This window comes from Auritidibacter ignavus, from assembly GCF_029853775.1.
GTDB lineage: Bacteria > Actinomycetota > Actinomycetes > Actinomycetales > Micrococcaceae > Auritidibacter > Auritidibacter ignavus.
This window is the reverse complement of record NZ_CP122564.1, coordinates 1,306,346-1,318,818: the sequence shown is the minus strand read 5'-3', so window position 1 is coordinate 1,318,818 and position 12,473 is coordinate 1,306,346. Positions and strand designations below refer to the sequence as shown.

The following is a 12,473-nucleotide window of genomic DNA, read 5'->3' as shown; positions in this document are numbered from 1 at the left end:
TCTTTCTGTTAGGTCATCGAGTGGCTCGGAGTGATTCGGTGGGTCCGAGCGTTACGGAAAGATCCGGTCTTCAGCCGAATTGCGGCATGGAATAGCAGAAGCTCGGCGAACGGTCGAGCAGGTTGCCTGCGTCATCGACCATGCAGGGCTCAAAGGTGAAGATCACCAGGGTGCCCAGGACGATGATGGCGACCGAAGCCAAGTACAGAGCCATCTTCAACCAGAAACGGGTGCGGTCTGAACTGGTGTAGTCCTCAATGATTGTAGCCACACCAAACGTTCCGTGGATCATGGCCAACCAGAGCATGACGAGGTCCCAGATCTGCCACAACGGGTTTGCCCACTTGCCGGCAACGAGACCAAAGTCAATCCCGTGCACACCGTCACCAATCATCAAGTTGGAAAACAGGTGAACAAAAATCAGCACCAGCAGGATGGGGCCTGAAATGCGCATAAACAGCCATTTCAGCATTTCCTTGCTGGTATTCGAGCTGGAAGATTTCCGAGTGAATTTCGGGTCAATGGCACCGGTGCGCGGTGCTGCGATATTGGTTTCTTCGGTAGTAACGCTCATCCTAGACCCCCGCAAACGCTAACATCAGGTGGCGAACGGTGAAACCACCGACCACGACGACCCAGGCAATCAACACGATCCACAGCATGGTTTGGTGGTGTTTGGTGCCCTTTTTCCAGAAGTCCACCAACACCAGGCGGATGCCGTTGAAGGCGTGGAAGACGATGCAGGCCACCAGCCCGACTTCGCCGATGGCCATCAGTGGATTCTTATACGTGCCGATCACTGCATCGTAGGCTTCCGGAGAAACCCGCACGAGTGCGGTATCGAGCACGTGGACCAAAAGGAATAGGAAGATGACGACACCGGTGATTCGGTGGGCCACCCAGGACCACATTCCTGCTTTACCGCGATAAAGCGTGCCCCTGCCGGATTTTCGAGTGGTTTCGGCAGAGGTGTCCGCGGTTGTCACAGTAGACACTTTGTAACCTCCCAAGGATGCAAGGGCGCTGGAGACACCCTCAATGTCTACGTGTCAGCGCCGGTGCGAAAATGCTTCCTTCGAAGATAAGGATAATCGCACCGGGGGGTCTGTACCCAAATGAGTCACACTGTGTGTTAGCTAACGAAGTGTTTGCCCGCTACCAGACCACAAGCAAACACGTGGGGATCGGCGCATCCTTTCCTGAACAATTCCTGAGGAAGTGCCGGTTTCAGGCCACGTTAATCACCTGACAACGTACCGGTGGCTTACTGTGGGAAGGGTGAATGCTGATCCAATCAAGAATCCCGAAGACCGTTTTTGGGCGGTCATCCCAGCCGGCGGTGTCGGCACCCGCTTGTGGCCTCTATCCCGCGCTGCAGCGCCGAAGTTCCTCCACGACCTGACAGGGTCTGGACAAACCTTGATCCGAGCGACCTACGAACGTTTGGTGCCGATCTCCAAAGAACGCACCATGGTCGTGACTGGTCGGGCGCACCACGACGCCGTGCGCACCCAGTTGCCCGATATCTCGGAGTCCAACCTCTTACTTGAGCCAGAACCGAAGGATTCCGCCGCTGCTATTGGGCTGGCGGCTGCGGTGCTGTATCACCGAGATCCAGAGATCATTATGGGATCTTTTGCTGCAGATCAGGTGATTGGTCCCGACCACGTTTTCCGTCAGGCAGCTCGGGAAGCCATCGCTACCGCTGCCGAAGGATACATTGTCACAATCGGTATCAAGCCAACGTACCCGTCGACAGGTTTTGGATACATTAAGGCAGGCGCACGGCTGGACGTGGATAATGCTCCGACTGCCCACGGCGTACAGCGCTTCGTGGAAAAACCCGAGCAGCACCTGGCGGAAGAATATGTTGCCTCGGGGGACTACTTATGGAACGCCGGAATGTTTGTCGCTCCGGTGGGACTGATGCTGGAACACCTGAAACGCACTGAACCTGAGCTATATGAGGGACTGATGGAAATCGCCGCGGCGTGGGGGACCCAGCACCAAGAAACGGTGCTGGAACGGATTTGGCCGACCCTGCCGAAAACTGCCATTGATTACGCGGTGGCAGAACCAGCCGCCGACGCCGGCGTCGTGGCCGTGATTCCCGGAGACTTTATCTGGGACGACGTCGGCGATTTCGCCGCCATCGCTCGGCTGAACCCGGCCCGCGATGATTCGGGAGTGACCGTTATTGGTCCCACCCCGCGGGTCTATTCTGACGATTCCACCGGTGTGGTGGTTACCGACACGTCGCGAGTCATCGCACTGATCGGGGTCGAGAACATCGTGGTGGTTGATACCGGCGATGCTTTGCTGGTGACCACCACCGACGACGCTCAATCCGTGAAGCAAGCAGTGGAAGCACTCAAAGCCCACGGTGACGACGATGTTCTTTAAGTAACATCAGATGGCGGTTGCGTTGCTAGCGCCTTGACAATCTCCTTAAGATAAAACCCATGCACGAAGGATTACCAGCATCATTACCCGCAACTGAGACCGCCGAGCAACGGGCTCGGATCGCTGAAGACTCAGCACATGGCGGGGCAATGAATGTGGAATCTCCGTTTCGCAGTTCCGCCGAGAAACCAGTGCGCGATGACCCGGATCTCCCACGGGTCTCACCAGTCGTTGACGGACTATTGCCGAGAATTCGGGCGTTTCGTCGAGATATTCACCAGCACCCCGAGCTGTCTCTGGAAGAACACCGCACCACCGCGAAGATTCTAGAGTTACTCAACTCCGCCGGACTGCAACCACAACAAATGGAATCCACCGGTGCGTGGGTCGATATTGGCCAGGGGCCGATCGTGTTAGGGTTGCGCGCCGATATTGACGCGTTGCCGTTGCAAGAACGCACCGGACTGGACTACGCCTCGGTCCATGACGGCATCGCCCACGCCTGTGGACACGACATGCATACCGCCGTGATGGCCGGGACCGCGTTGAGCCTGCAACAGATTCTGTCCGGACAGAGCGTGCTGAATACATCCGGGCTGGAACTCAACGGCCGGGTACGTATCATCTTTCAGCCTGCTGAAGAACGACTACCCGGTGGTGCCTTGCAGGTTATGAAAGCCGGACTGTTGGATGAGGTGCCACGGATCTTGGCGGCCCACTGTGACCCGGCCTTTGACGTCGGCACCATCGGTACCCGCATCGGTGCTATTACTTCGGCTACCGACACGTTGCGCATTACGGTCACCGGTCACGGTGGCCACACCTCGCGCCCGCAACAGACCGAAGACGTGGTTTATGCGTTGTCCAAAATTGCTTCTGAGGTGCCAGCGGTGCTGTCGCGACTGGTGGACGTGCGCTCGGCAGTTCAAGTGGTCTGGGGACATATCTCCGCAGGGGCTGCCCCGAACGCGATTCCCTCGATTGGTCAGCTGTCGGGAACCTTGCGCTGTTTGGACGCCGATGCCTGGGGCGCAGCAGCAGATTTGCTCGACCAAGTCATTCGGCAGATCGCAGCGCCCTACGGTGTCGCGGTGGAAATCGACCACGTCCGCGGTGTGCCACCGGTGGTCAGCACAGAGAAAGAAACTGATCTGATCGAAGATGCAACCCGTTTTGAGATTGGGTCTCGTGCCATTACGTTGACCCCGCAATCGATGGGTGGCGAAGACTTTGCGTGGATGACCCAAAAAATCTCTGGAGCCATGTTCCGGCTGGGCACCCGAACCCCAGACGGGCCGATTTACGATCTGCATCAAGGGGATTTCAATCCGGATGAACGAGCCCTGGGCGTCGGGGTGAAAATCTTCACCGCCGCTGCGTTGCGGGCCTTGGCCGGGGTACAGTGAAAAGCGTGGGTGAAGGCATACGCACAGACGTCCCGGTTTTTGAAAACCAGTGGCAGGATCTCCACCGGCACGCGGTGGAAGCCACGAGGAAAGCCTACGCGCCGTACTCCCACTATCCGGTCGGGGTAGCCGGCCTGACCCAATCTGGTCGGATCCTCACCGGGGCCAATATTGAAAACGCCTCCTACGGGCTGACTCTGTGCGCCGAATGCACGCTGATCTGTCAGGCCATCATGCTCGAAGCTGACCCGCTCATCGCGGTGGTGATCGTTAATGCGTCCGGTGAATTCATCACCCCCTGTGGTCGGTGCCGACAGCTACTGATCGAACACACCGGGCCCAGGCTACAACTCACCACGGCTGAGGGGCTCACTACTCTGGGACAACTGCTACCTCAGGCCTTTGGCCCGAAAAACCTCGCCACCTGAGCGAACCCCAAGACACCGATGTGAGCAACTGGAAAGGCAACACCGGATGACATCGCGGCACTTTCACCCCGTAGAGCTGATCGCCACCAAACGCGACGGAGAAGCGCTCACGACCGAGGCCATCACGTGGATCATCGAACGCTATACCGCCGGGGGCCTGCCGGATGAACAAATGTCGGCGTTGCTGATGGCGATCTACTACCAAGGCCTGAATGCCCAGGAGCTCCATGCCTGGACCCAAGCGATGATCAACTCTGGGACCCGGATGGACTTCTCCACTCTGGGGCACCCTACCGCCGATAAACATTCCACCGGGGGAGTCGGCGATAAAATCACCCTCGTGTTGACTCCGTTGGTCGCCAGCTACGGGGTGGCAGTGCCCCAACTGTCTGGTCGCGGATTGGGCCACACCGGTGGCACCCTGGACAAGCTCGAGTCTATCCCCGGTTACCGGGTCAATCTCACGCCCGAGGAGATGACCCGCCAGCTGGAAGACATCCGGGCAGTGATTTGTGCGCCCACCGCGGCTCTTGCCCCGGCCGATCAGAAGATCTATGCGCTCCGGGATGCCACCGCGACTGTTGAGTCGATCCCGTTGATCGCCTCCTCGATCATGTCCAAGAAGATCGCCGAGGGAACCGACTCGCTGGTGCTCGACGTCAAAGTCGGCTCTGGTGCCTTTATGAAAGACCTGGGTTCAGCTCGCACACTGGCCCACACGCTAGTCCGCCTCGGCACAGATGCGCAGGTCAACACCACCGCACTGGTCACTGATATGTCCACCCCGCTGGGTCGCACCGTCGGCAACGCGCTGGAGGTCGAAGAATCCCTCGAGGTTCTCTCCGGCGGTGGCCCCCAAGATGTCCGTGACCTTACCGTCGCGCTGGCCACTGAAATGCTGAGGGCTGCTGGAATCACCGGCGTGGATCCGGCCGAGCACCTGGACTCCGGGGCCGCCATGGATACTTTCGCCGCGATGGTTTGTGCTCAAGGCGGCGACCTGCGCGCCACGCTACCGACAGCACACCACGAGCACCAGGTGGTGGCGGACCGTTCCGGGAGTGTGACGAGCGTGGACGCGCTGACTGTCGGGCTGATCGCGCGCCGGCTGGGCGCCGGTCGCGCCCAGCGTTGTGATGCTGTCCAAGCTGGAGCCGGGGTGCGACTACACGTGCGCCGAGGCGACTCGGTCACCGCCGGTCAGCCAGTGGCGACTTTCTACACCGATGACACCAAGCTGATGGTATCGGCTTTGGAACTCACCGAGCAGATGATCGAGATCGGTCCTGACGCGACAGATACCACCGTCCCCGATGGCGTGATCCTTGATCGAATATCCAACTGATCTCGAGGACCCGTAGGCTAGAAGGGTGTTTGCATTCCTCGAAGATCTCATCCTGCGGGCGGCCACCGCGTGGTGGACCCCGCTGGCGCTGTTTATTCTGTGCTTCATTGATGGGTTCTTCCCGATCGTTCCCTCGGAATCGTTGATCGTTGCGCTGGCCGCGATCGCCGACCGAGAGAACACGGTGGGATTGACGACGCTGTTTTTTGTGGGCTGGTTCGGAGCCACTCTGGGTGACCAGGTTGCGTTCCGGCTGGGCCGTGCGATTGGCGTGACCCGATTCCGGTGGATGCGTTCCCGTCGGGTAGCCGGTATCGTCCAGCTAGCCAGACGGTCCCTGCACCGCAACGGGGCGCTACTGATCATCACGGCCCGGCATGTGCCCGGTGGACGGGTCGCCGTGAATTTTGTGGCCGGAGCGACCGGATACGCCTGGTGGAAATTCTCGCTCTTAGATTTTGTCTCAGCCGGGGTATGGGCCGGGTACTCCATCGCCATCGGGGTATTGACCACCGGATGGTTAGACAACGTCTTACTGCAAATTGTGGTGGCGCTCATCTTTGCGGGACTGTTGGGCCTGCTGATTGATTTTGTTGCTCGCAAGGTGGTGGCCCGGATTTCCTCGACGCCGGCTCAGGCGCCGGCCGAGGTAATCCGCCCGGCCGGGTTTAGCGAAGACTTCTCCGAAAATGGGCATGGCTCTAACGTGCGGGGCCGTTCTGGCATAGACTCGCAAGAGTGAGTCCAAAACACGCTGCTTCTGCACCCGTTGTCACCAATCCGCTCGCGCTTGATCTCGCCGCTCTGCCCAAGGTGAGTCTGCACGATCACCTCGACGGCGGATTGAGACCAGCCACCATCTTGGACCTGGCCCAATCCATCGGTCACCAGCTGCCGGCCGATACCACCGAAACATTGGCTGAATGGTTCCAGGTCGCTGCCAACGCCGGCAGTTTGGAAAGCTATCTAGAAACCTTTGAGCACACCACTGCGGTGATGCAGACGGCTGATGCGCTACAACGGGTGGCCCGAGAATTCGTCGAAGACCTCATCGACGACGGAGTGGTCTATGCCGAAGTGCGGTGGGCTCCGGAACAACACACCTACCAAGGACTCAGCCTGGAAGACGCCGTGGAAGCAGTCCAAGCCGGCCTCGAACAAGGGTGTCAACAAGCCAGCGATCAAGGTCAGAGCATTCAGGTCCAGCAATTACTGTGCGCCATGCGTCAAGCTGACCAGGCTCAAACGATCGCTGAACTGGCGGTGCGCTACCGCGACTCCGGGGTGGCCGGCTTTGACATTGCCGGGCCCGAAGACGGATTCCCGCCCCACCGCTTCGCTGAGACCTTCACCTGGCTGACCGAACAATTCATGCCCATCACCGTCCACGCTGGCGAAGCAGCCGGAATCGACTCGGTGGCCGATGCCATCATCTCCGGCCGGGCCCTGCGACTAGGCCACGGCGTCCGGGTCTCCGATGACATCATGATGGAAGACACTGAGACCGGTGACGCGCTGGTCAGTCTGGGTCGAGTCGCTGAAGGCGTATTGCAACGCCAGATGGTGCTAGAACTGTGCCCCAGCTCCAATCTGCAAACCGGTGCTGTCGAGCCCGGGACGGCAGAAGACCCACTGGCCAACCACCCCTTCGGACTGTTGCATGAGCTTGGATTTGCCGTCACCGTCAATCCGGATAATAGGTTGATCTCCGGCACCACCGTGACCGATGAACTCTACTTACTGACCCACTCCTATGGTTACACCCTGGAAGACCTGCTGGAGTTCCAGCTCAACGCCGCTCGCGGAGCGTTCATCTCGCAGGCCGAACGCGATAACTTATTGGAGAAGATCAATCGCCACTGGTGTGCTGTGATCGAGGATCACCTGGACCCTCACGATCCGCACCGCCCGACCTGCTTTACTGCCCTGAACGATGACTGATACCACCCAGCACGCCGGCCCCGTGACCTCGAGTGAATTAGCACGATTGCGCTGGATTACCGCACAATTGCGTCGGTGGTGCCCCTGGACGGCACAGCTGACCCACCGTGAGCTAACCAACTATCTGATTGAAGAAGCCCACGAAGCCGTCGACGCCATCGAAACCGGGGATATCGCGGAGATACGCGATGAGCTCGGTGATGTGCTCTTCCAAGTTGCCTTGCACTCTGCCCTGGCTGAAACGAACCCGAAACCAGCCCAACGGTTCACCATCGAAGACGTCGCAGCAACCATTAACCAGAAAATGATTCGGCGCAACCCCCACGTGTTTACCCCGGAAGGACAGCTACAGGACCCCTCCGTTCTTGGGCAATCCACGGTCGAGGATGTCGAGCATGCCTGGGAACACATTAAACAGCAGGAAAAAGCCGATACCACTCCTGACAGCACCGATGAGTCCAGAGCACAGGCCGAACGCGTCGCTCACGCCTCGATTTTTTCAACCCCCTCGGGATACCCGAGTCTGGCGGCCGCTGCCAAGATCCTGTCGCGGGCCCGCAGACAAGAGGTCAACCCGCTTGAGGAGACCGCGGGTAACACACCAAATCCCCCGGAGTCCATCGAGACCGAGCATCAGTTGGGGGCGCAACTGTTCGCGTTGGTTGCCCAAGCCACCCAACGGGGGTTGGACCCAGAAAGAGCCTTGCGGGAATATCTGCACTGGCTTGAGGCTCAGTCTGCGCCGAGCTCTGCTCAGCGCACTGATAGGGTGACACCATGATCTGGCTGATGAATTCCACGCAAACCATCGAGGCACCGTGGGGTGTTTGGGTGGCAGTTGCACTCATCACCGGTGTGCTGGCGGTCCTGGTTGTTATGGTCGCCGCCGTTCTGCGCGGATCCTCTAATTATCGTCGCTCCAACACGTTGAAGGATTTCCGTGCCCGACAGCGTGCCAACGATACCACACAGTGTCACGAACCCAGAGAATCCACTGAACCCAGCGAATCCTCCACCGATACTTCCGAGAACTGACCGATCGATCCCTCAGATTCCCTAATCCGTTGATCTCTAAGGAGAGGACCCCCACACCATGTCCTTTATCGATGCAATCCACGCACGCGAAATCCTCGATTCCCGTGGTAACCCCACCATCGAGGTCGAAGTCCTGCTGACCGACGGCTCGATGGGACGTGCCGCAGTGCCATCAGGCGCCTCCACCGGTGAATTTGAAGCAGTCGAGCGCCGCGACGGCGATGCAGAACGCTATAACGGCAAAGGCGTGCTCGACGCTGTTGTGGCAGTCAACACCGACATCGCCCAAGAACTGTTGGGCGAAGACGCCACGGATCAACGTCGCATTGACCAGCTGATGTTGGATCTGGACGGCACCGAAGCCAAATCCAACCTGGGCGCTAACGCCATCCTCGGCGTTTCCATGGCAGTGGCCGATGCAGCCGCAGAGTTCACCGACCTGTCACTATTCAAGTACCTCGGTGGCCCCCACGCCCACACGTTGCCGGTGCCGATGATGAACATTCTCAATGGTGGCGCTCACGCAGACTCTAACGTCGACATTCAAGAGTTCATGATCGCCCCGCTGGGTGCTGCATCCTTCTCTGAAGCCCTGCGCTGGGGCGCTGAGGTCTATCACAGTCTGAAAGCTGTGCTCAAAGAACAGGGCTACGGTACCGGCCTGGGGGATGAAGGAGGCTTCGCACCGTCGCTACCATCTAACCGCGACGCCCTGGACCTGATCACCACCGCGATCACCAAGGCCGGCTACACCCCCGGCACCGATATTGCTCTCGCCCTGGACGTGGCCAGCTCAGAGTTCTTTGACAACGGCACCTACACCTTTGAAGGTCAGGAACGCACCGCCGAAGAAATGACTGCGTACTACCAAGACTTGGTGACCGACTACCCGCTGGTTTCGATCGAAGATCCCCTGGACGAAGAAGATTGGGAGGGCTGGGCAACTCTGACTCAGGCCCTGGGTGAAAAGGTTCAGCTGGTCGGTGACGACCTGTTCGTGACCAATAAAGTCCGTCTGCAGCGCGGTATTGACGAGCGCGCCGGTAACGCCATTCTGGTCAAAGTCAATCAGATCGGTTCGCTGACCGAAACCTTCGAGACGATCTCGCTGGCCCAGTCGCGGACCTTCAACTGCATGATCTCCCACCGTTCCGGTGAAACCGAGGACACCTTCATCGCCGACCTGTCGGTGGCCACTAACGCCGGTCAGATCAAAACCGGGGCTCCGGCACGCTCTGACCGTGTGGCTAAGTACAACCAATTGCTACGTATTGAAGAAGAACTCGACGACTCGGCGCGCTACGCCGGTCGTAGCGCATTCCCGCGGTTCCAGATTTAACGAACTTCTGTCGGTAGCCCACAATCAACGGCCGAAGAGTATCAATCGGCACTCTTCGGCCGTTGCTAGTTTACCGATTTCGAGTTTGCGGGCGCGGGCGACGGACAGTCGCCAGTTGTGGTGACTAAGGTAGGGCCAGAACAATTGCGTCAACAGTGCCAGTCAACCGGTGAACTGGTGTGAGCTGGGCGCCGGAACGGACCATCAGAGACGACGCGCCACGGAAGGACTAGCCGTGAGATCTCAAAAGCCCAGAGTACCCAAGAACTCTTCCGGAACCAGCGGTTCCCAGGCCGACAGGGGTGCCCAGCGTCGTCAGGACCAGCGCGAGCAAGCGGTGAAACGAGGCACGGCCGCGACCGGCACCAAACGCGGTCAGCGACAACTAGCCCGGCGCGCCCAAGAGCGCGTCCGGCAACGTTACAGTCACGCCACCCCGGAAGAACAACGTCCTGCCCGCAACTTCTCCGGCCGGATGATTGCGGTGATCATGGTGCTGTTTCTTGCTGTGGTGGTGATGGCACCCAGCCTGCGCACTATGTTGCAACAAAACCAGGAAATCTCCCAGGCCGAGGCCGATTTGCAGGCAGAACAACAGCGCAACGAAGAGCTCACCCAACAACTCAATCGCTGGGACGATCCGGCGTATGTGCAACAGCAAGCCCGAGAACGGTTTAATATGGTCATGCCAGGTGAACATAAGTACCTGGTGGTCGGTGGCGAGGAACTAGCCGAAGGCGAGGAGCCGGTGACCGAGGAAGAGGAAATTACCGAAGACCAGGCACCGGCCTGGGCCGATGACTTTTGGAACTCTTTCGTCCACGCCAGCCAACACCAAACGAGCCAACCATAAAACGCAAGAACCAAAGAATACTCCCGCACAGCATGGAGGATGCGTGGCCACGGTAGACCACCCCACTGAAGCAGACCTGCAGACCCTCAGTCGTCAGCTGGGGCGACCGGTGCGCGATGTGGTGGCCATCGGTGCACGGTGTCAGGGATGCGGGTCACCCCTGGTTGCCACCACAGCGCCACGACTGTCGAATGGTATCCCGTTCCCCACCACGTTCTACCTGACCCACCCGCTGGCTACTACCGCCGTGTCCCGGCTGGAAGCCACCGGGATCATGGCGGAGATGACCGACGAACTGGCTCACAACCGGCACCTTGCTGATCAATACCGGGCTGCCCACGAGAATTACTTAGCCGAGCGTGATCGGATCGGCCAGATTGCCGGGGTGGGCGAGGTCCCCGAAATCGAAGGAATTTCTGCCGGCGGAATGCCCGAACGGGTCAAATGCTTACACGTGCTGGCCGCTCACTCCTTGTCGGTGGGCCCCGGAGTCAACCCATTGGGGGACCGCGTGCTGGATCTGATCTCCGAAGAGTTCTCGGCGCAGAGGTGCCGGTGTGAACACGGATGGGACGATGCATCAGTCGCCCCACGTCAGGATCTGTCCCGCCACGTGCGTCGACTCAACCGGCAGGGGCGGACCAACCCGATCCAGCACCGTCGGGTTAGCGCCGATGAGGCCACTGCGGTGGCTGCTATCGACTGCGGGACGAATTCGCTTCGTCTGCTGGTGGCCCGCCCGGTTGCCGATCCTGACACCGGGGCCAAACTGGTCGAACTGCACCGTGAAATGCAGGTGGTTCGACTGGGCGAAGGGGTAGACCAGAGCGGAGAATTTGCCCCGCAAGCCCTAGAACGTACTTTCGCCACCTGCCGGGATTACGCTGAAGTGATTGAACACCACCGCGCCGAGACCGTCCGGTTTGTAGCCACCTCGGCCTCCCGTGATGTCTCCAATCGCGATGCGTTCATCGCCGGGGTGCGCCAGGCGCTGAACGTGACACCAGAAGTCGTCTCCGGCGCCGAGGAAGCCCACCTAACCTTCTGCGGTGCCCTGAGTGCCCTCGATGATGCACAACTCCAAGCCATTGCTGTCGAGCGCGAAAACCCGGATCAATCGGTGCGGGTCATGGTGGTGGACCTCGGCGGCGGGTCCACCGAGTGCGTGGTCGGCGAGGTGGGTTTTGCCTCGGGACATCGCGAGATTACTCTGGTCGGCTCGGTTTCAGAAAACATCGGGTGTGTCCGCTTCACCGAACGATACCTGCGTTCTGACCCACCGACCGCCGAGGAAATTGCCGTTGCAGACCGTGAGCTCAACGAGGTTTTCACCCGAGTGCACGAGGAACTGGACTTCTCCACGATCGATGCGGTCATCGGGGTTGCTGGGACCGTCACGACGCTCACCGCAGCGGCGTTGGGCCTGAAAGAATACGATGCCGATGCCATCCACGGCGCCCAACTGGATCGAGAAACCCTGAAAGCCACTGCGGCCACCTTGCTTCACTCGACCCGCGCCGAACGGGCCAACCTAGGGTTCATGCACCCGGGCCGTGCCGATGTGATCGGAGCCGGCGCACTGATCTGGTCGACGTTGCTACAGACAGTGCACGACGCTACCGGCGGGGAACTGGCCGCCATTATCACCTCCGAACACGATATTCTCGACGGCATCGCCCTATCGCTGATCGGGCCGAACGACAGCAGGGTCCAGGACTCATAG

General features: G+C 59.5%; 13 protein-coding genes. 11 read left to right on the top strand and 2 right to left on the bottom strand.

Going from position 1 to position 12,473, the window contains the following annotated elements; all coding sequences use genetic code 11:
* Positions 1–70 precede the first annotated feature (70 nt).
* Both QDX22_RS05975 and sdhC read right to left on the bottom strand, forming a co-directional pair.
* Entirely contained in the window at positions 71–574 is a 504-nt protein-coding gene (locus QDX22_RS05975; protein WP_110099645.1) for a succinate dehydrogenase hydrophobic membrane anchor subunit, read from the bottom strand.
* Between the two features lies 1 nt (position 575).
* Positions 576–995, bottom strand: coding sequence for a succinate dehydrogenase, cytochrome b556 subunit (sdhC, locus tag QDX22_RS05970; protein WP_255410766.1), 420 nt, complete (start codon positions 993–995; stop codon positions 576–578).
* Between the two features lie 283 nt (positions 996–1,278).
* On the opposite strand from sdhC, the gene QDX22_RS05965 reads away from it, so the two are divergent.
* The 11 genes from QDX22_RS05965 (at position 1,279) to QDX22_RS05915 (ending at position 12,473) form a co-directional block, all read left to right on the top strand.
* Positions 1,279–2,403, top strand: a complete 1,125-nt coding sequence (locus tag QDX22_RS05965; protein WP_244924687.1) for a mannose-1-phosphate guanylyltransferase — start codon at positions 1,279–1,281, stop codon at positions 2,401–2,403.
* 149 nt (positions 2,404–2,552) lie between these two features.
* Positions 2,553–3,809, top strand: coding sequence for an amidohydrolase (locus tag QDX22_RS05960; RefSeq protein WP_122549530.1), 1,257 nt, complete (start codon positions 2,553–2,555; stop codon positions 3,807–3,809).
* 5 nt (positions 3,810–3,814) lie between these two features.
* Positions 3,815–4,237 (top strand): cytidine deaminase, encoded by a 423-nt coding sequence (locus QDX22_RS05955; protein ID WP_244924688.1) that lies wholly within the window; start codon positions 3,815–3,817, stop codon positions 4,235–4,237.
* Between the two features lie 46 nt (positions 4,238–4,283).
* Entirely contained in the window at positions 4,284–5,582 is a 1,299-nt protein-coding gene (locus QDX22_RS05950) for a thymidine phosphorylase (protein ID WP_279718166.1), read from the top strand.
* A gap of 25 nt (positions 5,583–5,607) precedes the next feature.
* The gene (locus QDX22_RS05945; protein ID WP_110110595.1) at positions 5,608–6,324 is read left to right on the top strand and encodes a DedA family protein; all 717 of its coding nucleotides are present in this window, start codon (positions 5,608–5,610) and stop codon (positions 6,322–6,324) included.
* Positions 6,321–7,523, top strand: coding sequence for an adenosine deaminase (locus QDX22_RS05940; protein WP_110110594.1), 1,203 nt, complete (start codon positions 6,321–6,323; stop codon positions 7,521–7,523). The genes QDX22_RS05945 and QDX22_RS05940 overlap by 4 nt, the downstream gene beginning before the upstream one ends.
* On the top strand, positions 7,516–8,304 hold the full coding sequence (locus tag QDX22_RS05935; protein WP_110099639.1) for a MazG nucleotide pyrophosphohydrolase domain-containing protein: 789 nt from the start codon (positions 7,516–7,518) through the stop codon (positions 8,302–8,304). Before QDX22_RS05940 ends, QDX22_RS05935 begins: the two co-directional genes overlap by 8 nt.
* An 8-nt stretch (positions 8,305–8,312) precedes the next feature.
* On the top strand, positions 8,313–8,558 hold the full coding sequence (locus QDX22_RS05930) for a hypothetical protein (protein ID WP_147472562.1): 246 nt from the start codon (positions 8,313–8,315) through the stop codon (positions 8,556–8,558).
* Between the two features lie 58 nt (positions 8,559–8,616).
* Complete coding sequence (gene eno / locus QDX22_RS05925) at positions 8,617–9,897, top strand: phosphopyruvate hydratase (protein ID WP_110122817.1); 1,281 nt, start codon at positions 8,617–8,619, stop codon at positions 9,895–9,897.
* A gap of 235 nt (positions 9,898–10,132) precedes the next feature.
* Positions 10,133–10,750 (top strand): FtsB family cell division protein, encoded by a 618-nt coding sequence (locus QDX22_RS05920; RefSeq protein WP_110099636.1) that lies wholly within the window; start codon positions 10,133–10,135, stop codon positions 10,748–10,750.
* Between the two features lie 43 nt (positions 10,751–10,793).
* A complete protein-coding gene (locus QDX22_RS05915; RefSeq protein ID WP_279718165.1) occupies positions 10,794–12,473 on the top strand; it encodes a DUF501 domain-containing protein in 1,680 nt (559 codons plus the stop codon).